This is a genomic window from Pseudonocardia broussonetiae, from assembly GCF_013155125.1.
GTDB lineage: Bacteria > Actinomycetota > Actinomycetes > Mycobacteriales > Pseudonocardiaceae > Pseudonocardia > Pseudonocardia broussonetiae.
In genome coordinates this window covers 2899826-2925583 of the sequence record NZ_CP053564.1, presented here as the reverse complement: position 1 = coordinate 2925583, position 25758 = coordinate 2899826, and the positions used below count along the sequence as shown (strand labels likewise).

The following is a 25758-nucleotide window of genomic DNA, read 5'->3' as shown; positions in this document are numbered from 1 at the left end:
GCTGCTAGCGTCGTCGTCCATGGCCCGCCACGATCCCCTGCCGTTCGACCCGATCATGCGGGCGGCGGACCTGTGGGCCGAGCGCATCGGCCCGTCGCGCTCGATGGCCGCCGTGACCAGCGTGATGCGCGTGCAGCAGATCCTGCTCTCCGCCGTGGACGCCGCCCTGCGCCCGCACGGCCTCACCTTCGCCCGGTACGAGGCCCTGGTGCTCCTCACGTTCGCGCGCAGCGGGCGGCTGCCCATGCGGGTGATGGGCGAGCGCCTGCAGCTGCACCCGACGAGCGTGACCAACATCGTCGACCGGCTGCAGGCCGACGGCCTCGTACGCCGCATCCCGCACCCCACCGACCGCCGGGCCACCCTCGTGGAGATCACCGACGAGGGTGCGGCGCTGCGGGCGCGCGCCACCGAGTCGGTGACGGCCGTCGACTTCGGCCTCGCCGGCCTCGACGACGAGCAGCAGACGCAGCTCACCGCCCTGCTCGGCGAGATCCGCCGGGCCGCGGGCGACTTCGCCTGACACCGGCCTCCCACCGGCCCTCACGACGGCCCGCCCGGCTCGTCCTCCGGCGCGCGCCGCCCGGGCCACCGCCGTGCAGCGCGGCTCCACGGCCGGCGCCGGCCCCTGCGGCACCCCCGGCGCCGGGCCGCGCCGAACCCCACCAGCGCTCCCCCGGCCGATCCGGCCACCACGCACACCGAGCACGTCGTCAGGTCCACGTCCGCCTCCCCGTCCCGCTGTTGACGGCGGTTGCGTCAACAGCGTTGACAGTACGGCCGGGGTCCGACAACCTGGGTCCGTGAGCACACCGACCGGCGCCGACGGCGTCCCCACCAGCGCGCTGCGCGAGGCCCGGGCCGCGCGCGGCTGGTCGCAGTCGGGGGCGGCGGGGGCGCTGCGGGCGCTCGCCGAACGGCGCGGTGGGCCCGACGCCTCCGCGGCCAGCCTCAAGACGCAGCTCTCCCGCTGGGAGAACGGCCACGCGCGGCCCGAGCCGGAGTACCGGGCCCTGCTGGCCGAGCTGTACGGGCGCAGCGCCGAGGAGCTCGGCCTCGCCGTCGGGCCGCCCGGGCCGCCCGACGGCCGCGAGCGCCTGCGCGGTGCGCTGGCCGCGGCCGCCGCGGTCGACGACGGGGTGGTGCGGCAGTGGGCGGCGCAGCTGGAGTCCGCCCGCCGCGTCGACGACGAACTGGGAGCCGCCGGGTCCGCCGGCGTCACGGCGGCACTGGTCGCACAGCTCGTCTCCACCCTGCGGCACACCGCGGCGCCCGCCCGGCGCCCCGCGCTGGCCGCCGTGCTGTCGGGCGCCGCCGCGCTCGCGGGGCGCCACGCCCTCGACGACGACGACCCCGACGCCGCGTGGGGCCACCTCGACACGGCCGCCGCGGCGGCGCGCGAGGCCGGGTCGCCCGTGCTCGTCGTGGCCGCGCTCGTCGGACGGGCCGAGGTGCTGCGCGAGATCGGCGACGCCCGCGGCGCCGCGGCCCTGCTCGCCGACCCGGCCCTCCCCACGGACCCGAACATCCCTACCGGCCCGGCCGTCCCCACCGAGCCGGCCTTTCCTGACGACGCGGCGCGGGCGCCGGAGCAGGAGCCGCTCCCGGCGGCCGACCGGGCCCGCCTGGACGCCGCGCGGGCCGTCGCCCTCGCCGCCGCGGGCAAGGCGGAGGCGGCACGGCGAGCCCTGGCCGCTCCTCCGATCGACGCCGCGCACCCCCAGGGGGTCGGTATCGAGTGGGCCGACGTCCACCACCGGCACGGGCAGGCGCTGCTCGAGCTGGGCGACCCGGCGGCCGCCGCGCGGCTGGAGTCCGGCCTGGCCGCGGGTCCGCGGTCGGCCCGCACCCGGGCCGGCCTGCACGCCGACCTGGCGCGGGCCCTGGCCGGCAGCGATCCCGGCAGCGCGGCCGGGCACGCCCGGGAGGCCCGGGCGCTGGCCCTGCGCATCGGCGCCCGCCGCCTGACGGCCCGCCTGGGCAGCACGTCGTGAGCCCGCGCAGGGCGGCGGCCGGGCGCGAGAGCAGGCGCGCCGGGCGGCTAGTGCTGCGGCGCGACCACCGTGCCGGCCAGCTCGTCGGCCGCGCCGTAGGGGTCGAGCTCGCCGTCCACGACGCGCTCCGCGAGCGTGGCGAGGCCGTCGGCGCCGGACACGTCGCCGATGCGCGCGCGCACCCGCTCCAGCGTGATCGCCTGGATCTCCGAGCGGGCGCGGGCCAGGCGCCGCCGCCGCCGCTCGCCCCCGGCGTCCATCCAGTCGCGGTGCGCGTCCAGGGCCGCCACCAGCTCCTCCACGCCCTCGGCGCGGGCGGCCACCGTCGGCACCACCGGCCGCTCCCACCCGCGCTCGTCGCCGTCGAGCGACATCATGTGCCGCAGGTCGCGCACGGTCTGCGCAGCGCCGTCGCGGTCGGCCTTGTTCACCACGAACACGTCGGCGATCTCCAGGATCCCGGCCTTCGCGGCCTGCACGCCGTCACCCATGCCGGGGGCGAGCAGCACCACGGTGGTGTCGGCGAGCGCCACGACCTCCACCTCGCTCTGGCCGACGCCGACGGTCTCCACGAGGACGACGTCGCAGCCGGCGGCATCGAGCACACGCAGCGCCTGCGGCGTGGCCCAGGCGAGGCCGCCCAGGTGCCCGCGCGTGGCCATCGACCGGATGAAGACGCCCTCATCGGTGGCGTGCTCGCCCATCCGCACGCGGTCCCCGAGCAGGGCGCCACCGGAGAACGGCGACGACGGGTCCACGGCCAGCACGCCGACCCGCCGCCCCCGGGCGCGCAGCGCGCCCACGAGCACCGAGGTCGACGTCGACTTCCCCACGCCCGGAGGTCCGGTCAGGCCCACGACGTGCGCCCGCCCCGTGTGCGGGGCGAGCGCGGCCGCCACGGCGCGCAGGTCGGCGGTGGCAGCGTCACCCGCACCGTCCATCCCGTTCTCCACCAGGGAGATCAGGCGGGCGACGGCGCGGGCCTCGCCGCGGCGGGCCCGCTCCACGAGATCGGGCACGTCGGGGCGGGGCATCGCCGGTACCGGTCAGCTCGTGGCGGGCACGCGCAGGATCAGCGCGTCACCCTGGCCACCGCCGCCGCACAGGGCCGCCGCGCCGACGCCGCCACCGCGGCGCTGGAGCTCCAGCGCCAGGTGCAGCGCGAGGCGCGCGCCCGAGGCGCCGATGGGGTGGCCGAGCGCGATGGCGCCGCCGTTCGGGTTGACGATCGCCGGGTCGACGCCGAGCTTGCGGGTCGACACCACGCCCACGGCGGCGAACGCCTCGTTGATCTCGATGATGTCGAGGTCGCCGACCTCGATGCCCTCCTTGCGGCACGCGGCGGCGATCGCGTTGGCGGGCTGCTCGTGCAGGCTGGAGTCGTCCGGGCCGGCCACCATGCCCTGGGCGCCGATCTCGGCGAGCCAGGTGAGGCCCAGCTCCTCGGCCTTGGCCTTGCTCATCACCACGACGGCCGCGGCACCGTCGGAGATCGGCGAGGAGGAGCCCGCCGTGATGGTGCCGTCGGCGGAGAACGCCGGGCGGAGCTTGCCCAGGCCCTCGGCGGTGGTCTCGGGGCGGATGCCCTCGTCGGCGTCGACGACCAGCGCGTCGCCCTTGCGCTGGGGCACGTGCACCGGCGTGATCTCGTCGCCGAACAGCCCGCTCTCCACGGCCTTGCCGGCGCGCTGGTGCGACTGCGCGGCGAACTCGTCCTGGTCGGCGCGCGTGATCTCGTAGCGGGCGTTGTGCTTCTCCGTGGAGGCGCCCATCGAGACCTGGTCGAAGGAGTCGTAGAGGCCGTCGTGGGCCATGTGGTCGAGCATGGTGACGTCGCCGTACTTGAAGCCCGAGCGGGACTTCGAGAGCAGGTGCGGCGCCTGCGTCATCGACTCCTGGCCGCCGGCCACGATGACGTCGTACTCCCCGGCGCGGATCAGCTGGTCGGCCAGCGCGATCGCGTTGAGGCCGGAGAGGCAGACCTTGTTGATCGTGAGCGCGGGCACGTCCATCCCGATGCCTGCGGCCGTCGCGGCCTGGCGGGCGGGGATCTGGCCGGCGCCGGCCGTGAGCACCTGGCCCATGATCACGTATTCGACCTGGTCCGGCGACACGCCGGCGCGCTCGAGCGCGCCCTTGATCGCGACGCCGCCGAGCTGCGCGCCGGTGAAGTCCTTCAGTTGGCCGAGCAGGCGCCCCATCGGGGTGCGGGCGCCGGCGACGATGACGGATCCGGACACGGAGACCTCCAGCAGCTGCGATGCGGTCGAGATGGTGCGAGTGACCCTGAGTTGCTGCGAACATACCCGCCGTCGGCGTGCCCGACCGGCCCCCGTGACGCCGTCCACGGCGTGACCCGGCACACAACCGCACGTCAGCGGCCCGGGGCGGCTACATTCCCGCCATGGCTGAGCACGCACCTTCGGGAGAGCACACGATCACCGCGGTCGACCACGTCGGCATCGCCGTCGCCGACCTCGACGAGGCGATCGCCTGGTACGCCGACACGCTCGGGCTGGTCGCGACGCACGTCGAGACCAACGAGGAGCAGGGCGTCCGCGAGGCGATGCTGTCCGCACCGGGCGACGCCGGCGCGGCCATCCAGCTCCTCGCCCCCCTGCGGCCCGACTCGCCGATCGGCAAGTTCCTCGACCGCAACGGCCCCGGCATCCAGCAGATGGCCTACCGGGTCACCGACATCGACGCCACCAGCGCCGCGCTCCGGGCCAAGGGCGTCCGCCTGCTCTACGACGAGCCGCGGCGCGGCACCGCCGACTCGCGCATCAACTTCCTGCACCCCAAGGACGCGGGCGGCGTGCTCGTCGAGCTCGTGGAGCCGGCGGCCTCGGGGCACTGATCCGAGGGCGGGTCCGACGGATCGGGTCACGACGGGCCGGGTCCGACGGGCCGGTCCAGCAGGACAGGTCGGGCCCGGTCCCTCGGGCGAGTGGTCCTGGCCACGTGGACGGGGTGCGGAAGCACCCGAACGGGTACCATACCGCGCAGTAACTTTCGGGATGCCAAGCATCTAACCCACGACTCAGCCATCGGAGGCCAGCCGTGCTGGAGATCCGCGACGCCATCCTCGCCGGGCAGTTCGACGCCGTCGGCGGGCTCGATGTCCCCGACCACTACCGCGGGGTCACCGTGCACGCCGACGAGGCGGAGATGTTCGCCGGTATCCCGTCGAAGGAGAAGGACCCGCGCAAGTCCCTGCACGTGGAGGACGTGGCCACCCCGGAGCTGGGCCCGGGTGAGGCGGTCGTGGCGGTGATGGCCTCGGCGATCAACTACAACACCGTGTGGACCTCGATCTTCGAGCCGGTGTCGACGTTCAGCTTCCTGCGCCGCTACGGCCGGATCTCCCCGCTCACCGCCCGGCACGACCTGCCCTACCACGTGGTCGGCTCGGACCTGGCCGGTGTGGTGCTGCGCACCGGGCCCGGGGTGAACGCCTGGAAGCCCGGTGACCAGGTCGTGGCGCACTGCCTGTCGGTGGAGATGGAGAGCCCCGACGGGCACGGGGACTCGATGATGGACCCCGAGCAGCGGATCTGGGGGTTCGAGACCAACTTCGGTGGGCTGGCCGAGCTGGCGCTGGTCAAGTCCAACCAGCTGATGCCCAAGCCCGCCCACCTGACCTGGGAGGAGGCCGCCGCGCCCGGGCTGGTCAACTCCACCGCCTACCGCCAGCTGGTCTCGCGCAACGGGGCCGGGATGAAGCAGGGCGACAACGTCCTGATCTGGGGCGCCTCGGGCGGCCTGGGCTCCTACGCCACCCAGTTCGCCCTCAACGGCGGCGCCACCCCGATCTGCGTGGTGTCCTCCCCGGAGAAGGCCGAGGTCTGCCGCAGGATGGGCGCCGAGCTGATCATCGACCGCTCCGCGGAGGGCTACCGGTTCTGGAGCGACGAGCACCACCAGGACCCCAAGGAGTGGAAGCGCCTCGGGGCGAAGATCCGCGAGCTCACCGGCGGTGAGGACCCCGACATCGTGTTCGAGCACCCCGGCCGGGAGACCTTCGGCGCCTCGGTCTACGTCGCCCGCAAGGGCGGCACCATCGTCACCTGCGCCTCCACCTCCGGCTACGAGCACACCTACGACAACCGCTACCTGTGGATGAACCTCAAGCGCATCATCGGCTCGCACTTCGCGAACTACCGCGAGTCGTATGAGGCCAACCGGCTCATCGACAAGGGCCTGATCCACCCCACCCTGTCCCAGGTCTACCCCCTCGCCGACACCGGACAGGCCGCCCTCGACGTCCACACCAACAGCCACCAGGGCAAGGTCGGCGTCCTCGCCCTCGCCCCCGAAGAAGGCCTCGGCGTCACCGACCCCGACAAGCGCGCCCGCCACCTCGAGGGCATCAACCGCTTCCGCGGCGTCTGACCTCGTCCGAGTGAGGAAGCCCACCACGGGCCGAGCACGTCTGAAGCGCCCGTGGTGGGCCCGGTACGGTGAGGTGCATGCCAGTCGACCCCGCTGAGGCCATGCCGGACGCCGGATTCGACGTCGTGCGCCGGGGCTACGACCAGGGCCAGGTCGACATGCACCTCCGCCGGATCGACGCGGAGATCAGCATCCTGGCCGCCGACCGTGACGCCGCCGTCGACCAGGCGACCCAGCTGGGGCGCGAGCTGGAGGATGCGCGGGCCCGTGCCGAGAAGCTGCGGGCGCAGGTCCGGACGCTCGCCGGGCCGCCGCAGAGCGTGCAGGGCATGAGCGAGCGCATGCGGTCGATGCTGCGCCTCGCCGAGGACGAGGTCTCCGACATGCTCGCCGGCGCGGAGAAGGACGCCGCCCGCCGCCGCGAGGAGGCGGAGCAGGAGGCCGAGCGGACGCTGGCCGCCGCGAAGGAGGAGGCCGAGCGCACCCTCACCGCCGCCCGCGACGAGGCGGCGTCCTACCTGGGCCCGGCGCAGGTCGAGGCGACCGAGCTCGCCGAGCGCACGGCCCGCGAGAAGGCCCGGCTGGTCACCGACCGGATCGCGATGGAGCGCGCCGTCGCCGCCGACCGCGAGGCGATGGAGCGCGAGATCGCCGAGCTGCGCGCCACCACCGAGGCCCGGCTGGCCGAGGAGCGCGCCACGGTCGAGCAGGCGCTCGCCGCGCAGCGGGCCGGGGTCGAGCGCGAGGTCGCCGAGCTGACGCGCCGCTCCGAGGAGGAGCGCGCCCGCCTCTGGGCGCAGGCGCAGGCGCAGCGCGACGAGGTGGAGCAGGACTTCGCCATCGCAATGGACCAGCGCCGCACCGAGGCGCTGGCCGCCCTCGCCGCCGAGCGCGCGTCGACGCGTCGGGAGATCGACGGATTGCACCAGGCCCACGCCGAGCGCGTCCGCGTCGAGGTCCTGCGCGCCGAGGAGCACGCCCACCGCATCGTCGCCGCCGCGGAGCGCCGCGTCGCCGAGCTCACCACCCTGCGCGGCCGGATCGCCGAGCAGCTCGGCGGCACGCAGTACGTGCTGAGCCGGGCCCTCGCCTCGCTCGCCCCCGTCGAGGGCGAGCCGGGCGCGCGCACCAACGGCCGCACCCCGTCCCCCACGCCCGCCCAGGCCCCGGCTGCGCCGGTCACCCCCGCTCCGGCCGCCCCCGCGCCGGTCACCCCGGCGCCGGCCGCCCAGACCGCGCCGGCGCCGACTGCCCGGACCGCGCCGCCCGCCCCCCGCGCCCAGACCGAGCCGCCGACCGTGCAGCTCAAGCCCGACACCCTGACCGATCTCGAGCCCGTCCCGGCGCCGAACGGCTCGACGGCCGCGCCGGCCGTCGGGGCCGGGGACGGCGCGAGGAACGGCGCAGCGGCCGAGGCCCCGGCCGGCACCACGACGAACGGTGCGACGGACCCCGCCACCACCGGCGCGGCCGACAGCACCCCGGCTGACAGCACCCCGGACGACAGCACCCCGGACGACAGCACCCCGGACGACAGCACCCCGGACGACAGCACCCCGGACGACGGCACGGCCGACGCGCCGGACGGCACGGCCGACACCCGGCCCAGCCCCCGGCGGCGCGACCGCCGCCGCGCCCGCGCCGCCGCCGGCCGCCGCTGACCCGTCGAACGCTGACCCGTCGACGACCCTGACCCGTCCCGAGGGACGAGGACGGGCACACCGCCCGAGCAGGTCACCGTCGGGCGAACCGGCAGCGCGAGCGTCAGCGCCGCCGCCCGGGCCCCCGCCGGTCGCGCGCGGCCCAGCAGCCGGCGTGCCAGTGCCGCCGGTCCTCGACCGAGCCGTACTCCCCCGCGGGCCAGGCGACGACGTGCGGCGCCGTGCCCGGGATCGCGTGGTCGCACCCCGGGCAGCGGTAGGAGCGGTCCGACGCCGTCGACCCGGGCACGCTGCGGACGATCCACTCGCCCTCGACGCGGGTGTAGGTCGCCGACCGCAGCGGCACGTGCGGCGGCCGCTGCGGTCGGCGTCCCCTGGCCATCAGGTGTCGGCCCGTCTCCGGATCAGCGCGCCGCGTAGTCCCGGAACCCGTGCCCGGTCTTGCGCCCGAGGCGCCCGGCCGTGACGAGGTGCTCCAGCAGCGGGGCGGGGGCGAAGCCGGACTCGCGGAACTCCTGGTAGAGCGACCGCTCGATGGCCAGCGAGACGTCCAGCCCGACGACGTCGAGCAGCTCGAACGGACCCATCGGCAGGGCGCAGCCGGTCTTCATCGCGGAGTCGATGTCGTCGGCGGTGGCGTAGTGCGCCTCCAGCATCTTCACCGCGTCGTTCAGGTACGGGAACAGCAGCGCGTTGACGATGAACCCGGCGCGGTCGCCGCAGCTCACCGGCACCTTCCCGATCCGCTCGCACAGCGCCAGCACCGACGCCGCCACCTCGGGCGCGGTCGTGATCGTGGAGACGACCTCGACCAGCTTCATCGCGGGCGCGGGGTTGAAGAAGTGCATGCCGATGACGTCCTGGGGCCGCGTCGTGGCCGCCGCGCACTCCACGACGGGCAGCGACGACGTGGTCGTGGCCAGGATCGCGCCGGGCTTGCAGATGTCGTCGAGCGCGGAGAACACGGCGCGCTTGACGTCGAGCTCCTCGGCGATGGCCTCCACGACGAGGTCGACGTCGGCGAAGTCCTCCAGGCGCGTGGTGCCGGTGATCCGGGCCAGCGTGGCGTCCTTGTCCTCCTCGGTGACCTTGCCGCGCACGACGGCCTTCTCCAGGGACTTCTTGATCCCCGCGATCGACGCGGACACCTTGGAGTCGCTGCGCCCGCGCACGACCACGTCGAGCCCCGCCGTGGCGAGGACCTGGACGATGCCCGAGGCCATCGTCCCGGTGCCGACGACGCCGACCCGGGCGATCTCGCGGATCGCGACGTCCTCGGGGACGGTGCCCGACGGCGTGAGGGCGTCGGGCACGACCTCGGAGCTGTGCGCGCCGGCGTAGGTGTAGAAGCCGCGCCCGGTCTTCCGGCCGAGCAGCCCGGCGGTGATCATCTGCTTGAGCACCGGCGCCGGCGCGTGCTGCTGGTTGCGCGACTGCTTGTACATCGTGTCGAGGATCTCGTAGCTCGTGTCGAGCCCGATCAGGTCGAGCAGCGCGAGCGGGCCCATCGGGTAGCCGCAGCCGTAGCGCATGGCGGCGTCGAGGTCCTCGCGGCTGGCGTAGCGCTGCTCGTACATCTTCGCGGCGTGGTTGAGGTAGCCGAACAGCAGCGCGTTGGCGATGAAGCCGGCGCGGTCGCCGATCACGACCGGGACCTTGTCGAGCGTGGCCGCGAACGCCGCCACGTCGTCGGCCACGTCCTGCTCGGTGACGACGGTGCGCACGATCTCGACGAGCTTCTGGACCGGCGCCGGGTTGAAGAAGTGCAGGCCGACGACCTTGCCGGGACGCCCGGTGCGCACGGCCAGCTCGGTGACCGACAGCGAGGACGTGTTCGACGCGAGGATCACCTCGGGGCGGCACACCGTGTCGAGCTCGGCGAACACCTTCGCCTTGAGGTCCAGGCTCTCGGGCACGGCCTCGATGACGAGGTCGGCGTCGGCCAGGTCGGCCAGCGACGTGCTGGTCGTGATGCGGGCCAGCAGCGCGTCGGCGTCCTCCTGGGTGAGCTTGCCGCGGCCCACGGCGCGGGACGTGGAGGTCTCGAGGTGGCTGCGCCCGCGCTCGACGGCCTCGGCGTCGGTCTCGACGGCGATCACCTGCAGGCCCTTGCGGGCGAACACCTCGACGATGCCCGCACCCATGGTGCCCAGGCCGACCACTCCGACCGTCCGGAACTCGCGTGCCACGCTGCCGCCGTTCAAAGTCACAGCCTCCGACGTTGGGGGATTCGGGTCGCCGAGCATCCTGTCATCCGGCGGCGCTCCCCGCCCCGTCCGTGTCGCCGGGAACACGGCCCGCGTCCACGGCGGACAGCAGGCGGTCGAGCGTGCGGCAGGCCTCCTCGAACGCCGCCGGCCCGACGAGGTCGCCCCAGGCCGTCTCGATCTCCGCGACCCGCACCGCCGCGGCCCGCAGCGCCCGCTCCCCCCGCGCGGTGGGCCGGATCAGCCGCGCGCGCCCGTCGGTGGGGTCCGGGACGCGCTCCAGGTAGCCGCGCCGCTGCAGGTCGTCGACCAGCTCGGCGGTGGCGGCCCGGCTCAGGTGCGCCCGGGCGGCCAGCGTGGTGAGGCGGACGTTCTCCCCGCGCAGGTTGCCGAAGACCTGCAGGTGCGCCTCGCGGATGTCGTCGAAGCCGGCGTCGTGCGAAGCGGCGAACACCTCCAGCCGGAAGTGCTGGAGCAGCCGCCCGAGCAGCTGGCCGATCGCGGGGCGGTCGGCGGGCAGCGGCCGGACGGCGCTTGACGGATCCACGACCGGCACTATACAACGGTTTCCGAAACTTCGGAAACCTGCGCATCTGCACCGACACATCGGGGAAGAAGGACCGTGGACATCACCACCGACGCCGGTCGGCTGCACGTCACGACGCTCGGCTCCGGCCCGCCCGCACTGCTGTGGCACTCCATGCTGGTCGACTCCCGGCAGTGGTCCCGCGTCACGGGGCGGCTCGCGGAGCACCGCACGCTGGTGCTCGTCGACGGGCCGGGCCACGGCCGCAGCGGCCCGCCGCCGCGGGGAACCGGCCTCGCCGACTGCGCGACCGCCGCGTCGCAGGTCCTGGCGGCGCTGGGGCTCGGCGCGGTGGACTGGGTCGGCAACGCCTGGGGCGGGCACGTGGGCCTCGTCCTCGCCGCCCGGCACCCGCACCTGTGCCGCACGCTGACCGCCGCCGCGGCTCCGCCCGCGCCGCTGCCGCCCGCGCAGCGGCGCCGGATCGGCACCCTCGTCGCCGCCTACCGGGTGCTCGGCGCGGCCCGGCCCCTGCGCTCGGCCGTGGCGGCGAGCCTGCTGTCGCCCGCGACCGCGGCGGACGACCCCGAGGCCCTCGACCTGGTGACCAGTGCGTTCGCCGCGGCCCCGCGCACCGGGATGCACCGGGTGATGACGGAGATGATGCTGCGCCGGCCGGACCTGACCGACGAGGTCTCGCGGATCGCCGCGCCGACCCTGCTTGTCGCCGGGGCGGCGGACCCGATCTGGTCACCCCCCCGCGCCGCGGCCGCCGCGGCCCGGATGCCCCGCGCCACGGCCGCCGGCGTCGCCGGGGCGGGGCACCTGCCGCCGCTGGAGGCCCCGGACGCCTTCGGCGACCTCGTCCTCGAACTGTGGGGGGTCAGCGCCCCCGCAGCACCCGCACCAGCCCGAGCAGCGCACCCATCCCCGCGGACGTCCGCCGGAAGCTCGTGACCGCGATCGGCAGGGCGAACCGCTGGCGCGCCACGGCCTGCGGGCGGGTGAACTCGCGCAGCCCGTCCTCGCCGTGGATGCGCCCGAACCCGGAGTCGCCCACTCCCCCGAAGGGCAGGGCGGGGATGCCGGCGAAGGAGATGACGGAGTTGACCGAGACCATGCCGCAGCGCAGCCGGGCGGCGATCTCGGCGCCGCGGGCCTTCGAGAACACCGTGGCGCCCAGTCCGTAGCCGGTGGCGTTGGCGCGGCGCACGGCCTCGTCGACGTCGGGCACCCGGTTGACGACGAGCAGCGGCCCGAACGTCTCCTCGGTGACGGCGGTGGAGTCCTCGGGCACGTCCAGGATCACGACCGGCTTGACGAACCCGGTGGCGGCGCTGTCGGCCCCGCCGACGACGGCCGTGCCGCCCTTCTCCAGCGCGTCGGCGACGTGGCGGCGCACCACCTCGGTCTGCGACGCCATCGTCATCGGCCCGAACTCCGCCCCCGCCGTCAGCGCGTTCGCCTTGGCGACCACCTTGTCGGTGAACTCCTGCGCCACCGAATCGAGCACGTACACGCGCTCCACGCCGACGCAGGTCTGGCCGGCGTTGGACATCCCGCCCCAGACGGCGGCGTCGGCGGCGGCCTCCAGGTCGGCGTCGGCGTCGACGATCAGCGGGTCCTTGCCGCCGCACTCGATCAGCACCGGCGTGAGGGTCTCGGCGCAGGTGGCCATCACGCGCTTGCCGGTGGCCGTCGAGCCGGTGAACGCGATCTTGGAGACGCCGGCCGCGCGGCAGAGCGCCGCGCCCGTCTCACCCGACCCGGTGACGACCTGGAGCACCGGGCGGCCGCCGACGATCTCGGCGAGCGAGTCGGCCAGCGCCACCCCGACGCCGGGCGTCAGCTCGCTGGGCTTGAACACGACCGCGTTGCCGGCGGCCAGCGCGTAGGCGATCGAGCCCATCGGCGTGAACACCGGGTAGTTCCACGGCCCGATGACGCCGACGACGCCGAGCGGCGCGTAGGTGAGCGTCGCGGCCTGGTTGGCCATCAGCAGCCCCGAGGAGACCTTCCGCCTGCCGAGCACCTTCTCCGCGTGCTTGGCGGCCCAGTCGAGGTGGTCGATCGCCAGCACGAGCTCGAGGCGGGCGTCGTCGAACGGCTTCCCGGTCTCCTCGACGACGATGCGCGCGAGGGCGTCGAGGCCCTTCACGAGCGCGCGGCGCCACTGCACCAGCAGCGCGCGGCGGCCGTCGAAGCCGAGCTCGGCCCACCAGGTCGCGGCGTCGGCGGCGCGGGTCACGGCGGCCTCGACGTCGGCGGCGGTGTGCACCGGGTACGTGCCGACGACCGCGCCCGTGCGCGGGTCGAGGGACTCGAACGTGGCCTGGACGGGCGCCTGCGTCGTGGTCATTACCGAAGAGTAGGCCGTGGGCCCCGGCCCGCACAGGCCGTGCGCGGCCCACGGGGGCCGGTACGGTCGCCGCCATGACGGGTGCGGACAGGGAGCTGCTGACCGGCCGGGACGTCGACGGCGAGGGACTCGCCGACTGGCGGCCGGTGTTCGACGAGCTGCACGCCCGGTTCCGGACGGCCGACTTCGCCTCCGCACTGGAGCTGGTCGACCGGATCGGGGCCGCGGCGGAGGAGGCGGACCACCACCCGGACCTGGGCCTGACCTGGGGCCGGGTCGACGTCCGGCTGTCCTCGCACGACGTCGGCGGGCTGACCCGGCGCGACGTCCGCCTCGCCCGCACGATCTCCGGCATCGCCGCCGACCTGGGCGCCACGGCCTCGACCGACGGCCTCACCGCGCTGGAGCTCGCGCTCGACACCCCCGACGTCGCGGCCGTCCGCCCGTTCTGGGCCGCGGTGCTGGGCTACGAACCGGGCCCGGGCGACGACGAGATCAGCGACCCGACCGGGACGCGTCCGACGATCTGGTTCCAGCGGTCCGCCGACGGCGGGGAGGCTCCGCAGCGCTGGCACCTCGACGTCCGCGTGCCGCCGGAGGTCGCGGCCGGGCGCATCGGGGCGGCGCTGGCCGCGGGCGGAGTCCTGGTCGACGACTCCGCCGCCCCCGCCTTCGTCGTGCTGGCCGACCCCCAGGGCAACAAGGCCTGCGTCACGACCTGGCAGGGGCGCGACTGACGCTCAGAACAGCCGCAGGTCCTTCGACTCCGTGCCGCGCAGCGCGTCGTAGTCGACGACGACGCAGCGGATGCCGCGGTCCTCGGCCAGCGTCCGGGCCTGCGGCTTGATCTGCTGCGCCGCGTAGACGCCGGTGACGGGGGCGAGCAGCGGGTCGCGGTTCATGAGCTCGAGGTAGCGGGTGAGCTGCTCGACGCCGTCGATCTCACCGCGGCGCTTGACCTCGATGGCGACGTGGCGACCGGCGGGGTCGCGGCAGAGCAGGTCGACGGGGCCGATCGCCGTCATGTACTCGCGGCGGACCAGCGTGAAGTCGTCACCCAGCACCGTGGGGTGCGCGGCGAGCAGCTCCTGCAGGTGCGCCTCGACGCCGTCCTTGACCAGGCCGGGGTCGACGCCGAGCTCGTGGCGCGAGTCGTGCAGCACCTCCTCGATGGTGATGACGAGCGACTCGTCGGCCTTGTTGCGGACGGTCCAGACGCCGGGCTGCTCCTCCAGCCAGCACGGCGGGCTCATCCAGTTCAACGGCTTGTAGGCGCGGTCGTCGGCGTGCACCGACACCGACCCGTCGGCCTTGACCAGCAGCAGCCGGGGCGCCATCGGCAGGTGGGCGGTGAGTCGGCCGACGTAGTCGACCTGGCAACGGGCGATGACGAGACGCACGGCGAGCGACCCTAGCCGGGGGCGGGAGGAGCGGGTCAGCCGAGCCCCTGCCGGGCGACCCACGCGGCGATCTGGCTCCGGCCGGTGAAACCGAGCTTGGCCAGCACGTGCTGCACGTGCGTCTCCACCGTGCGCTCGGAGATGTGGGCCTGCGCCGCGATCTGCCGGTTGGTGAGCCCGGCGCCCACCAGCCGGGCGATCTCGGTCTCGCGCGGGCTGAGCACCCCGCCGTCGCACAGCCCGGTGGCCAGGTCCGCGGCCGCCTGCGCGAGCGGGACCATCCCGAGCCGCTCCGCGCCCGTCCGGGCCTCGCGCGCGGCGGCGAGCGCGGTGTCGGTGTCGCCGCGCCGCCCGCGCGCCCGCAGCGCCCCCGCCAGCCGGAACCGCGCCTGCGCCGCCCACGGCGCCAGCCCCGTGGCGTCGTTCTCGGCGACGGCGGCCTCCTGGTGGCGCACCGCCAGGTCCGGACGCCCGGTGGCCAGCGCGGCGACACCGAGCGGGCCGTGCACCGACCCGTGGGTCGTGATCGCGCCCGCCCCGCCCGTGACGTGCAGCTCGGCGTGCGGGAGCAGCAGGCGGTAGCAGGTGGCGGCGGTCGCGGTGTCGCCCAGGTCGACGGCCAGCTCCGTGCGCCACGCCTCCAGCGGCAGTGCGACGAACGGCGGGATCCGCGGCGAGCCCGCCTCCGGCAGCCCGGCGTACCAGGCGCGGGCGTCGTCGGCGTCTCCCCGGTCGAGCGCCAGCCGCGCGTACGCGGCCCGGGCCAGCGCCGTGAACGGCGACGCCGTCTGCGGGTCCTGCCGGAACCAGGTGAGGTCGCCCGCCGAGCCGCCCGTGCAGCGGGCGACGATGATCCGGATGGACTTGGCCGTCGCGAACGCGCCGATGTCGCCGGCCCGCCCGGCCAGCTCGACGGCCTCCTCGTTGAGCCGCTCCGCCTCGGCGAACCGGCCGCGGCCGAACAGCAGCGCGAACCGCCCGCGCAGCAGGTGCAGCCGGGGCAGCGGGCTGCGCAGGCGCGCGACCACCGGGTCGACGCGGTCGAGCTCGGCCTCCGCCTCGGTGACGCGGCCGAGCTGCATCAGGGCGTCGAAGCGCCAGAGGTGGCCCCAGAGCACGTCCACGGGGTCGGCGGACCGCTGCGCCACGGCGAGCAGCCGCCCGCCCAGCACGAGCCGCTCCGCCGCTCCCCCGGCACCCGACCGCGCGAGCTGGCGGGCCCGCAGCGCCTCGCGGAGCGCCGCGGGGTCGTCGAGCCGCTCGGCCATGGTGAGGGACTCCGCGCTGGCGCGCGTCAGCACCTCGGTGTCGACGGCCAGCACCGCGGTGTGCGCGAGCTGGGCGAGCAGCCGGCTGCGCAGCACGGAGTCGGCGGGGTCCAGCGCGGCGAGCGCCTCGGTGCACCAGCCGCGGGTGAGGTCGAGCCAGTCGATCTCGGTCACCCCGGGCAGCACGAGCGCGACCTCGCCCAGCGCCGCGGCGTCGCCGGCGTGGCGGGCCAGGTCGGCCGCGGCGCGGCAGAGCGCCATCGCGCCCGGGACGTCGTGCCCGCCGGCCCGGGCGCGCGCCGCGGCGAGCAGCAGCGTCCGCCGCTCGTCCGGCCCGAGCACGCCCCGCGCCGCCTCGACCGCGCCGTCGTAGAGCCGGGCGGCGTCCTCGTGGGCGCGCCGGTCCGTCGCGAGCTCGGCCGCCCGCACCGCCCAGCCCACCGCGTCGGCCCGGTCGCCGTGCGGCCCCGCGGCGAGCGCGTGGGCGGCGAGGACGGGCAGGACGTCGGGGTCGCCGGCCCGGTCGGCGAGCGCGGCGGCGGCCCGCGCGTGCACCCGTCCGGCGTCGACGTCGACGAGCACGGCCTCGCGGACCAGGTCGTGGGCGAAGCGCAGCCCGGTGCGGCCCACGGGACGCTCCAGCAGGCCGTCGGCGACGGCCGGGGCCAGGTCGTCGAGCGCGCGGCCCGCCGGTACCCCCGCGACGGCCCCGAGGAGGTCGGCGTCGATCTCGCGGCCGAGCACCGCGGCCTCGGACAGCCGCGCCCGGCAGCCGGACGGGAGGTGGTCCAGGCGGGCGCGCACGACGTCGCGGACGGCCGAGGGCACGGCGTCGTCGGGCATCCCCGCCCGCCACGCCCGCACCAGCTCCCCGACCAGGAACGGGTTGCCCTCGGCCCGCGCGACGACGGCGGCGGCCCGTTCGGGCGGCACACCGGGCAGCGCGGTGCCCACCTCGTCCGGGGTCAGCCCGCGCAGCTCCAGCCGCGTGCCGGGCAGCCGCGAGGTCAGCTCCGCGGGCCGGTACGCCCCGACGACGAGCAGGCGCGCGTCGGCGGCGTCCCGGGCGAGGTGGCCGAGCAGCTCCAGCGACGGCGCGTCCGCCCACTGGAGGTCGTCGAGCACGACCACGAGGCCGGTGCCCGCCGCCGCGGCCGCCAGGAAGCGCGTCACGGCGTCGGCGAGGGCGAACCGCCCCTCGGGCCGGGCGACCGGGCCGGTGCCGGACGCGAGCGCCGCGAGCTCGGCGGGCAGCTCCCCCGGCCAGCTCCGCAGGGCGCGCCGCCACGGCCAGTACACCGGCACCCCGGGGGCGTCGCTGCAGCCGCCCGCCAGCACCGGCACCGCACGGGCGCTCGCCAGCCGCGCGAACTCCGCCGCGAGGCGCGATTTCCCGATGCCCGGCTCGCCGGCCAGGCAGACGACGCCGGCGCGGCCGTCGAGGGCGTCGTCCAGCCGCGCGACGAGCTCCTCCAGCTCGGCCGCGCGTCCGGCGAACCTCGGTTCCACGGCACCTCCCGCACGACGGAGTGCGTACCCGTACCACGGATACGTGGTTCCCACGATGGCCCGAGCTCCGGATGATCGTAGACATCCCGCCATGAGCCGAACCGCACTGCGCGCCGCCCGCCTCTTCGACGGCACCACCTGCACCGACGACCCGGTCGTCCTGGTCGAGGACGGCCGGATCACCGAGGTCCGCCACGGCCGGGGCGCCGCCGTGCCCGACGACGCCGAACTGGTCGACCTGCCCGGCGCCACGCTGCTGCCCGGGCTCGTCGACACCCACGTCCACCTGTCCTTCGACGGCGGCTGGGACCCGGTGGCCGCGCTCGCGGAGCGCGACGACGACGCGCTGCTGGACGCGATGGAGCAGGCCGCGGCGGCGCAGCTGGCCGCGGGCGTGACGACGGTGCGCGACCTCGGCGACCGCGACTACTCCGCGCTCACCCTGCGCGCCTCGGGCCGCGGGCCGCTGCCCACGATCGTCGCGGCCGGTCCCCCGATCACGTCCGCCGGCGGGCACTGCCACTTCCTGGGTGGCGCCGCGACGGGAACGGCGGGGGTGCGCGCCGCCGTGCGCGAGCACGCCGAGCGCGGGGCCGACGTCATCAAGGTGATGGCCAGCGGCGGCATCCTGACGCCCGGCACCGACGTCGAGGGGACGCAGTTCGGCCCGGCGGAGCTGCGGATCGTCGTCGAGGAGGCGCACCGGCACGGGCTGCCGGTCACGGCCCACGCGCACGCGCTGGCCGCCGTGCGCGACGCGATCGCCGCGCGGGTCGACGGGATCGAGCACTGCACCTGCGTCGAGGGCGGGAAGGTCGTGCTGCCCCCGGACGTCGCCGACGCGCTGGTGACCCGCCGGATCGCGGTCGGCGCGACCGTCGGGCTGTCGCCGGCCTTCGCCGGCCTCGCACCGCCCCCGGAGCTCGCCCGCCTGCTGCCCGGCCTGCGCCTCACCCTCGCCGAGCTGGTCCGCGCCGGTGCGCTGGTCGTCGCGGGCACGGACGCCGGCATCGCCCCGCCCAAGCCGCACGGCGTCCTGCCGCACGGGCTTGCCGAGCTGGTCTCGCTGGGGATGACCCCGCTGCAGGCGCTGGTCGCGGGCACGGCGACGGCGGCGCAGGTCTGCGGGGTGGCCGACCGCAAGGGCCGCGTCGCCCCGGGGATGGACGCCGACCTGCTCGCCGTCGCCGGCGACCCGACGACCGACATCACCGCGCTGACCTCGCCGGTCGCCGTGCTGGTGGCCGGGACGGTCGTCGTGTCCGGGGCGGTGGCGGCGTGATGGCCGTGCTGCTCCGGTGGGGCTCCGCGTTCGTGCGGCACCTCGGTGAGGCCGACGGCCGGCTGGGGCTCTGGTACGGCTACCCGTCGCCCTGGTTGTGGGCGGCCAGCGCGGACCCGGCCTCGTACAGCGCCGCCCGCAGCTCGGGCGGGTCGAGCGCCTCGACCTCCCCGGCCAGCCCGACGAGCTGACCCGCGGCCACCCGGACGTCCTCGACGGCCAGCTCGACGACGCACCAGCCGTCGGCGTCGGGCGGGCCGGCCCCGTCCAGGGCCCGCAGCGCGGCCTCGGTGTCGGTGACGTGAGCCAGCCACCGCCGCCCGTGCGGGCCCAGCCGCAGCCGGACCGTGGTGCGCAGCATCGTGGCCTCGAAGCCCGCCGAGGACTCCGCCCACCACTTGACCAGGTCGAACCCCTCGGGCCGCACGAACACCTCGCCGGTGGGCTCGGCGCCGGTGATCCGGTCGACGCGGTAGGTGAGGATCCGCTCGCCGCCGCGCGCGGCCAGGTACCAGGTGCCGCCCTTGACCACGAGCCCCAGCGGGTCGACGGTCCGCTCGACCTCCCCGTCGCGGCGGCGGTAGGTGATCCGCAGCCGCCGGTCGGCCCAGACGGCGTCAGACACCGCGGCGAGCTGCGTGACCTCCTGGGTCGTGTGGAACCAGCCGGGCGCGTCGAGGTGGAAGCGCTCGGCGACGGTGCGGGCGTGCTCGCGCAGCCCGTCGGGCAGGGTCGCCAGCAGCTTCGCCTGCGCCCCGGCCAGCGCCGCGCTCATCCCCAGCTCGGCCAGCACCTGCGGCGCGCCGACGGCGAACAGCGCGGCGGCCTCCTGCGCGGTGAGGCCGTCGAGGCGGGTGCGCCAGCCGTCGACGAGCCGGATGCCGCCGCCGGGCCCGGTCTCGGTGAACAGCGGCACGCCCGCGTCGGCGAGCGCGGCGACGTCGCGGTAGATCGTGCGCTCGGAGACCTCCAGCTCGCGCGCGAGCTCGGCCGCCGTCGCCCCGCGGCGGCGCTGCAGCGTGAAGAGCAGGGTCACGAGGCGGGACGCGCGCACCCCGCGATACTGCCCCGGTGGAGACGATCAGCACCCGCCAGGTCTACGCGAACAGCTGGATGACCGTCCGCGAGGACGCGATCCGCCGCCCCGACGGCTCCGACGGCATCTTCGGCGTCGTCGACAAGCCCACGGCGGCCGTCGTGATCCCGCTCGACGGCGACCGCCTGCACCTCGTCGAGCAGTTCCGCTACCCGGTCGGCGAGCGGCGCTGGGAGTTCCCGATGGGCACCGCGCCCGAGCGCGCCGAGATCGACCCCGCCGAGCTGGCCGCGCGCGAGCTGGCCGAGGAGACCGGGCTCGTCGCCGGGCGGATGGAGCTCCTGGGGCGCCTGGACATCGCGCCGGGCATGTCGAGCCAGCGCGAGCACGTGTTCCTGGCGACCGAGCTGACCGAGGGCCCGCCGAGCCGGGAGCACCAGGAGCAGGACATGCGGGCGGAGTGGTGCACGACGGCGGAGTTCGAGCGGCGGGTGCGCGACGGGGAGATCGTCGACGCCCAGACGCTCGCGGCCTACCTGCTGCTGCGCCTGAGGTAGCTGCGTCTGCGGTAGAAACGCGCGTACGGCACCGACCGACGCCTGGAGGCACGAGATGGACCTGCGCGAGACCGACGAGCAGCAGCTGCTGCGGAGGTCCGTCGCCTCGATGGCGTCGAAGTACGGCCACGACTACCTCGTGGAGAAGGCCCGCACCGGCGGCAAGACCACCGAGCTGTGGAAGGAGGCCGGCGACAACGGCTACCTCGGCGTGGCCGTCCCCGCCGAGTACGGCGGCGGCGGCGCGGGGATGGTGGAGCTGGCGATCGTCGCCGAGGAGATCGCGGCCGCGGGCTGCCCGCTGCTGCTCATCGTCGTCTCCCCGGCCATCGCGGCGACGGTGATCGCCACCAGCGGCACCGTCGACCAGAAGGAGCGCTGGCTCCCCCGCTTCGCCGACGGCAGCGCGAAGGTGTCGTTCGCGATCACCGAGCCGGACGCGGGCTCGAACTCCCACAACATCACCACGACGGCGCGGCGCGACCCGGACGGGAAGGGCTGGCGGCTCTCGGGCACCAAGTACTACATCTCCGGCGTCGACGAGACCGAGGCGACGCTCGTCGTCGCGCGGCTGGAGGGCGCGGGCGGGACGCTGCGCCCGGCCATGTTCATCGTCCCCACCGACACGCCGGGGATGACCTACCAGCCCATCGAGATGGCGATCCACTCGCCGGAGAAGCAGTTCACCGTCTTCTTCGACGACGCGCTGCTCCCCGACGACGCCCTGGTCGGCGGCGAGGAGGCCGGGCTCGCCGCGCTGTTCGCCGGGCTCAACCCCGAGCGCATCACGGTGGCCGCGTACTCCAACGGCCTCGCCCGCTACGCCCTGCGCAAGGGCACCGACTACGCGCGCGACCGCACCGTCTGGAAGACCCCGATCGGCGCGCACCAGGCGATCGCGCACCCGCTGGCCAAGGCGCACATCGAGGTCGAGCTCGCCCGGATGGCGACGACGCGGGCAGCCTGGTTCTACGACGCGGGCGACATGACGGCGGCCGCCGAGGCCGCGAACATCGCCAAGTACGCGGCGGCCGAGGCCGCGATCGGCGCCGTCGACGCGGCGGTGCAGGCGCACGGCGGCAACGGGATGTCGGTGGAGTACGGCGTCGGCACGCTCGTCGGCGCGGTCCGCACCGCCCGGATCGCGCCCGTCAGCCGGGAGATGATCCTCAACTTCGTCGCCCAGCACACGTTGGGCCTGCCGCGCAGCTACTGACAGGATGCGGGACGTGGCCCCCGACCAGGACCGGCACCTGCCGACCACCCACGCGAGCCTCGCGCACGGCGTGCCGCCCGCGGCGCGCGCGACGATCTTCGCGCTGTCGGTGGCCGGCGGCATCTCGGTCGGCCCCAAGGAGGGGCGCACGCTCGTGTTCGGGCGCAACCGGCCCGAGGTGCACGTGTGCGTCGGCGAGGACGACCCGCGGGTGAGCCGTCAGCACGGCGTGCTGACCCACACCGGCGAGCGCTGGTGGATCCGCAACACCGGCCGGCTGCCGGTGCGGCTGCCCGGCGGGCGGCTGCTGTTCGCCGAGGAGGAGCCGGTGCCGCTCGCGGAGGGCTACACGCCGGTGTTCGTGCGGGGGTCGAGCGGGCGCGAGCACCTGCTGGAGCTGTTCGTCACCGGCGCCGACGGCGGGCGCCCCGCGGCCCGGCACCGCGACGCCACCCAGCAGCCCGTCCTCTGGCGCCTCGACGACGACGAGCGCCTCGTCCTCGTCGTCCTGGGCCAGCGCTACCTGCTCCACGAGCACCGCCCGCAGCCGCTGTCCTGGCGCCAGGCCGCCGACCAGCTCGCCGAGCTGCAGCCCGACGCCGGCTGGACGCCCAAGCGCGTCGAGCACGCCGTCACCGCGATCCGCACCCGCATGTCGCGCGGCGGGGTGCCGGGGCTGACGCGCGAGGAGGTCGGCGAGCCGGTCGGCAACGCGCTCAACGACAACCTCATCCGCGAGCTCGTGCTCTCCACGACCCTCGTCCCGCCGGACCTGGAGATGCTCGGCGACACGTGAGCGAACCCACGGGCCCGCCGGGGCTGCCGGTCGGGCCGCGCGGCGGTTACCGTCAGACCATGGGCGACTACGAGTACCTCCTGGTCAAGCACGACGGTGACACCGTGCGGATCACGATGAACCGTCCCGAGCGCCGCAACGCGCTCTCCGAGCCGCACATGCGGGAGCTGCTGCGCGCGTTCACCGAGGCGGGCGACTCCGACGCCACCGGCATCGTGCTCTCCGGCGAGGGCAGGGCGTTCTCCGCGGGCCACGACTTCGCCGACGTCGCCGCGCGCGACGTGGGGGGCGTCCGCGACCTGCTCCGGCTGTGCACGCGCGTCATGACCACGGTGCAGCAGGTGCCGCAGGTCGTCGTCGCCAAGGTCGCGTCGATCGCCACCGCGGCCGGCTGCCAGCTCGTGGCCACCTGCGACCTCGCCGTCGCCGCGGAGTCGGCGTCGTTCTCGCTGCCCGGCGGCAAGGGCGGCTGGTTCTGCCACACCCCCGCCGTGCCCGTCGCCCGGAACATCGGCCGCAAGCGCCTGATGGAGATGACGCTGACGGGCGACGCGATCGACGCCCGCACCGCCGTCGAGTGGGGGCTCGTCAACTACGCCGTCCCCGACGACGAGCTCGACGCCCGCACCGACGAGCTGCTCGCCCGCGCCACCCGCGGCTCCCGCTACGGCAAGGGCGTCGGCAAGCAGACCCTCTACGCGCACCTCGACCGCCCCGAGGCCGACGCGTACGCGATCGCCGTCGAGGTGATGACGGCGATGTCGCAGAGCCCGGGCGCCCGCGAGGGCATGGCGTCGTTCCTGGAGAAGCGCAAGCCGGTCTGGACGGACTGACCCGCCCGGTCCGGCGGGCCCCGCCTGGCCCGCCTAGCCTGCTCGGCGATGCTCTCCCGCCGTGACCTGCTCCTGCTCGCGCCGCTCGCGCTGGCCGCGTGCGCGCAGCCGACGGGCACCACGCTGGAGCGGGCGCGGCAGTCCGGCGTGCTGCGCATCGGGATCTCCGGCGAGCGGCCCTACGGCTACGTCGGCGGAGCCGGCGAGGTCACCGGCGCGCAGCCGGTCGTGGCGCGCGCCGTGCTCTCCCGGATCGGCGTCGGCGGGCTGGAGGCCGTGCAGGTGCGGTTCGCCGACCTGATCCCCGGCCTGCGCGAGGGCCGGTTCGACATGGTCGCGGCCGGCCTGACGGTCACGCCGCAGCGCTGCACGGAGATCGCGTTCTCCCGTCCCGACTTCGTGGCCCCGCCCGCGTTCCTGGTGCCCGACGGCAACCCGCGCGGGATCGGGACGTTCCAGGGCGTCCGCCGCTCGGGCGTCCGGCTGGCGGTGCTGGAGGGATCGTCGGAGCTGACCTACGCGCGCGCCGCGGGCATCCCGGACGACCGCCTGCTGCGGAGCGACTCCCAGGGCTCGCTGTTCCGCGACGTCGTCGGCGGCCGGGCGCAGGCCGGTGCGCTCACCGCCGTCTCGCTGGCCGACGAGCTGCGCCGCAACCCCGGCTCGGGCGTGGAGATCACCCAGCCGGTCGAGCCCACCGTCGACGGCCGCACGGTCGTCCCGGCCGCCGCGTTCGCCGTCCGCCTGGGCGAGGACGACCTGCTGGCCGCGTTCGATGCCGCCCTCGCCGACCTGCAGGCGTCCGGCGAGTGGCTGGAGCTGACGGAGCCCTTCGGCCTCGACGCCCGCAACCTCCCCGACCCCGACCTCACCACCGCCCGCCTCTGCGCCCAGCCCTGACGGCCTGTGGGGCCGGGCGACGGGGACCCTCGCGGTGCCGGCCGGTGGTGGCGAGCGGGCCGGGCGGGCGAGCGGGCCCGCGCGGGCGAGCGGGCCGGCGCGGGCGAGCGGGCCCGCGCGGGCGAGCGGGCCGGCGCGGGCGAGCGGGCCGGCGCGGCGCCCTTCCCGGCGCCCTCCCCGGCGCGAGCCCCAGCGCGCGCCCCCGCGGTGATCAAGGGCAGATGGTCGTGCTCGGTGATCCACTAGCGACCTCTTGCCCTTGATCAGCGAGTCGGGAGGCGGGGCGGGGTGATGCGAGCCGGGGGGGGCGACGCGGGCGGGGAGGCGGTGCGGGGTGACGGCGGGCTGGGGGCGGGCGCGGGGCCGAACGCAACCGCCCTCGGACACGCAGCGCTCCATGATCGTCAGGAGTGGCGCCAGGCGGTCATCGGTGACCGCCTCGCACCATTCTTGGTGATCTTGGGCCGGTTCAGGCCGCTACGAGGTGGGCGTGGGGTTTGCGGCGGGGGGTCTGGTGCGGGTCGATCCACTTCGGGGGCAGGAACTCGGGGAGGCCGTCCCGGATCCGAACCTGCCAGTCGGTGTGGTGGATCTGGCGGTGGTGGGCCTTGCAGAGCATCACCAGGTTGTCGAGCCTGGTGGGTCCGCCGTGTTCCCAGTGGTGGATGTGGTGGATCTCGGACCAGGAGGGGGGTCGGTCGCAGCCGGGGTGGGCGCAGCCGCGGTCGCGGGCGGTGACCGCGCGCCGGAGGCCGTCGGGGATGGTGCGGGTGGCGCGTCCGATGTCGAGGGGTTGTCCGGCGCCGTTCATGACCACCGGGATGACGCCGGCGTCGCAGGCCAGCGTCCGCAGCGCGGCGGGCGTCAGCGTGCCGCCGAACTCCAGCATGGCGGAGCGGGCCCGGTGCTCGAGGTCTTCGAGTCGGACGGTGACGGTGAGCAGGGGTCGGCGGCCGCCGGTGTCGGGGAGGTCGCCGTGGTCGAGGACGTACCCGCAGATGTCGGCGAGGGCTTCGGCGTGGCGTTGCGGCGCAAGGCGGTCGTCGTCGGCGGTCAGTGGTGCGGCTTTGGCGTCGATGACCGCGGCGATGGCGTCGTAGAGGGCGGGGTCCTCGAACCGGCCCTTGATCGACCCACCGGACGCGTGGCGGGTGAGGCGCAGTTCGTTCACCGGTGCCGGGGTGTGGTCGTCGGGTTCGGCGCCGTCCTGGTCGAGCAGCGCGACCAGGGCGGCACCGAGGGTCTGGAGCTCGGAGGGGTTGAGGCGGGCGGCGTCGGCGGCGAGCTGGGTCTCGACTCCGGCCCACTGCTCGGGCGAGAGCCGGAAGGCGGCGTCGGTGGACAGGATCCGCCCGATCACCTCGACGTGCCGCAGCGCCATGTCACCCGCAGAAAACGCGGCCGCAGCGGACGGCAGGCGAGCGGGCAGAGGGGTCCCGTCGAGCGTGGTCCGGGCGTGGACATCGGCAGCCACGGCTGCACGACGCCGGGCCTCGACGTAGTCCCACGACAGCAGATCGGAGAGGGCACGGGCGGCGGACCGGTAGCCGCGGGTGAGGAAAGCGCCTTGGTCGTCGAGCGTGGCGATGGCAGAGGTGGAGATCGCATCCACGCGACGGACAGCGCCCTCGCACAGGCTCAACAACGCGAGGAGCTCGGTCTCGGATCCGGTGGCCGCGACCGACGCGAGCTCGTCGAGTGCATCAGCGAGAAGTGGACCCGGAGCCATGCCAGGGCAAACAGCACCACAAGCTAGTCGCAGCACTCAGAACGGGGACCGTTCTGTACCCGGGTCCGGAGGCATCGGGACCACGACGGCCAT

At 75.6% G+C, this 25758-nt stretch carries 23 protein-coding genes; 13 read left to right on the top strand and 10 right to left on the bottom strand.

Features of this window, described 5'->3' with window-relative positions; translation table 11 throughout:
• The first annotated feature begins 19 nt into the window (after positions 1-19).
• Positions 20-523, top strand: a complete 504-nt coding sequence (locus HOP40_RS14650) for a MarR family winged helix-turn-helix transcriptional regulator (protein WP_172158843.1) — start codon at positions 20-22, stop codon at positions 521-523.
• A 280-nt stretch (positions 524-803) separates the two neighbouring features.
• Positions 804-1994, top strand: a complete 1191-nt coding sequence (locus tag HOP40_RS14645; RefSeq protein WP_172158841.1) for a helix-turn-helix domain-containing protein — start codon at positions 804-806, stop codon at positions 1992-1994.
• 47 nt (positions 1995-2041) lie between these two features.
• Here the strand turns inward: HOP40_RS14645 and meaB are convergent, their stop codons facing one another.
• Both meaB and HOP40_RS14635 read right to left on the bottom strand, forming a co-directional pair.
• On the bottom strand, positions 2042-3028 hold the full coding sequence (meaB, locus tag HOP40_RS14640; RefSeq protein WP_172158839.1) for a methylmalonyl Co-A mutase-associated GTPase MeaB: 987 nt from the start codon (positions 3026-3028) through the stop codon (positions 2042-2044).
• A gap of 12 nt (positions 3029-3040) precedes the next feature.
• Complete coding sequence (locus HOP40_RS14635; protein ID WP_172158836.1) at positions 3041-4234, bottom strand: acetyl-CoA C-acetyltransferase; 1194 nt, start codon at positions 4232-4234, stop codon at positions 3041-3043.
• Positions 4235-4398: 164 nt separating this feature from the next.
• On the opposite strand from HOP40_RS14635, the gene mce reads away from it, so the two are divergent.
• From mce to HOP40_RS14620, 3 genes are all read left to right on the top strand, one after another.
• Positions 4399-4851 carry a methylmalonyl-CoA epimerase gene (mce, locus tag HOP40_RS14630; RefSeq protein WP_172158834.1) on the top strand — a complete coding sequence of 151 codons (453 nt, stop codon included), beginning with the start codon at positions 4399-4401 and terminating at the stop codon, positions 4849-4851.
• Positions 4852-5054: 203 nt separating this feature from the next.
• On the top strand, positions 5055-6386 hold the full coding sequence (gene ccrA, locus HOP40_RS14625) for a crotonyl-CoA carboxylase/reductase (protein WP_172158832.1): 1332 nt from the start codon (positions 5055-5057) through the stop codon (positions 6384-6386).
• 77 nt (positions 6387-6463) lie between these two features.
• Entirely contained in the window at positions 6464-8047 is a 1584-nt protein-coding gene (locus HOP40_RS14620) for a coiled-coil domain-containing protein (protein WP_172158822.1), read from the top strand.
• 103 nt (positions 8048-8150) lie between these two features.
• Here HOP40_RS14620 and HOP40_RS14615 read toward each other — a convergent pair whose 3' ends face one another.
• The 3 genes from HOP40_RS14615 to HOP40_RS14605 all read right to left on the bottom strand — a co-directional run bounded on the left by HOP40_RS14615 (position 8151) and on the right by HOP40_RS14605 (position 10801).
• Entirely contained in the window at positions 8151-8429 is a 279-nt protein-coding gene (locus tag HOP40_RS14615; protein WP_240157674.1) for a hypothetical protein, read from the bottom strand.
• A gap of 22 nt (positions 8430-8451) precedes the next feature.
• On the bottom strand, positions 8452-10236 hold the full coding sequence (locus tag HOP40_RS14610; RefSeq protein ID WP_172158820.1) for a 3-hydroxyacyl-CoA dehydrogenase family protein: 1785 nt from the start codon (positions 10234-10236) through the stop codon (positions 8452-8454).
• A gap of 61 nt (positions 10237-10297) precedes the next feature.
• Positions 10298-10801: a MarR family winged helix-turn-helix transcriptional regulator gene (locus tag HOP40_RS14605; RefSeq protein WP_205347198.1), complete on the bottom strand. Its 504-nt coding sequence runs from the start codon at positions 10799-10801 to the stop codon at positions 10298-10300.
• Positions 10802-10876: 75 nt separating this feature from the next.
• Here HOP40_RS14605 and HOP40_RS14600 point away from each other — a divergent pair, with 75 nt between their 5' ends.
• Positions 10877-11737, top strand: coding sequence for an alpha/beta fold hydrolase (locus HOP40_RS14600; RefSeq protein WP_205347197.1), 861 nt, complete (start codon positions 10877-10879; stop codon positions 11735-11737).
• On the opposite strand, the gene HOP40_RS14595 is transcribed toward HOP40_RS14600, so the two are convergent.
• Entirely contained in the window at positions 11664-13139 is a 1476-nt protein-coding gene (locus tag HOP40_RS14595) for an aldehyde dehydrogenase family protein (RefSeq protein ID WP_172158818.1), read from the bottom strand. The two genes, HOP40_RS14600 and HOP40_RS14595, sit on opposite strands and share 74 nt — an antisense overlap.
• 74 nt (positions 13140-13213) lie before the next feature.
• Between HOP40_RS14595 and HOP40_RS14590 the strand changes: the two genes are divergently transcribed.
• Positions 13214-13876: a 4a-hydroxytetrahydrobiopterin dehydratase gene (locus tag HOP40_RS14590; RefSeq protein WP_172158815.1), complete on the top strand. Its 663-nt coding sequence runs from the start codon at positions 13214-13216 to the stop codon at positions 13874-13876.
• A gap of 3 nt (positions 13877-13879) precedes the next feature.
• Here HOP40_RS14590 and nucS read toward each other — a convergent pair whose 3' ends face one another.
• Together nucS and HOP40_RS14580 are read right to left on the bottom strand one after the other, a co-directional pair.
• Entirely contained in the window at positions 13880-14539 is a 660-nt protein-coding gene (gene nucS, locus HOP40_RS14585; protein ID WP_172158813.1) for an endonuclease NucS, read from the bottom strand.
• A gap of 35 nt (positions 14540-14574) precedes the next feature.
• A complete protein-coding gene (locus HOP40_RS14580) occupies positions 14575-17316 on the bottom strand; it encodes a helix-turn-helix transcriptional regulator (protein WP_172158811.1) in 2742 nt (913 codons plus the stop codon).
• A gap of 91 nt (positions 17317-17407) precedes the next feature.
• Between HOP40_RS14580 and HOP40_RS14575 the strand changes: the two genes are divergently transcribed.
• On the top strand, positions 17408-18598 hold the full coding sequence (locus tag HOP40_RS14575; RefSeq protein WP_172158809.1) for an amidohydrolase family protein: 1191 nt from the start codon (positions 17408-17410) through the stop codon (positions 18596-18598).
• A gap of 79 nt (positions 18599-18677) precedes the next feature.
• Here the strand turns inward: HOP40_RS14575 and HOP40_RS14570 are convergent, their stop codons facing one another.
• A complete protein-coding gene (locus HOP40_RS14570) occupies positions 18678-19652 on the bottom strand; it encodes a helix-turn-helix transcriptional regulator (protein ID WP_172158807.1) in 975 nt (324 codons plus the stop codon).
• A 59-nt stretch (positions 19653-19711) separates the two neighbouring features.
• Here HOP40_RS14570 and HOP40_RS14565 point away from each other — a divergent pair, with 59 nt between their 5' ends.
• Genes HOP40_RS14565 through HOP40_RS14545 form a run of 5 tightly spaced genes read left to right on the top strand, consistent with a single transcriptional unit; the run spans position 19712 to position 23936 of the window.
• Positions 19712-20191, top strand: coding sequence for an NUDIX domain-containing protein (locus HOP40_RS14565; RefSeq protein WP_172168350.1), 480 nt, complete (start codon positions 19712-19714; stop codon positions 20189-20191).
• 55 nt (positions 20192-20246) lie between these two features.
• Entirely contained in the window at positions 20247-21407 is a 1161-nt protein-coding gene (locus HOP40_RS14560) for an acyl-CoA dehydrogenase family protein (RefSeq protein ID WP_172158805.1), read from the top strand.
• A 13-nt stretch (positions 21408-21420) separates the two neighbouring features.
• Positions 21421-22203 (top strand): FHA domain-containing protein, encoded by a 783-nt coding sequence (locus HOP40_RS14555; protein WP_240157672.1) that lies wholly within the window; start codon positions 21421-21423, stop codon positions 22201-22203.
• Positions 22204-22262: 59 nt separating this feature from the next.
• On the top strand, positions 22263-23036 hold the full coding sequence (locus tag HOP40_RS14550) for an enoyl-CoA hydratase-related protein (RefSeq protein ID WP_172158799.1): 774 nt from the start codon (positions 22263-22265) through the stop codon (positions 23034-23036).
• A 48-nt stretch (positions 23037-23084) separates the two neighbouring features.
• A complete protein-coding gene (locus HOP40_RS14545) occupies positions 23085-23936 on the top strand; it encodes a transporter substrate-binding domain-containing protein (protein ID WP_172158797.1) in 852 nt (283 codons plus the stop codon).
• A 469-nt stretch (positions 23937-24405) separates the two neighbouring features.
• On the opposite strand, the gene HOP40_RS14540 is transcribed toward HOP40_RS14545, so the two are convergent.
• Positions 24406-25665: an HNH endonuclease signature motif containing protein gene (locus HOP40_RS14540; protein ID WP_420821805.1), complete on the bottom strand. Its 1260-nt coding sequence runs from the start codon at positions 25663-25665 to the stop codon at positions 24406-24408.
• Between the last annotated feature and the right edge of the window lie 93 nt (positions 25666-25758).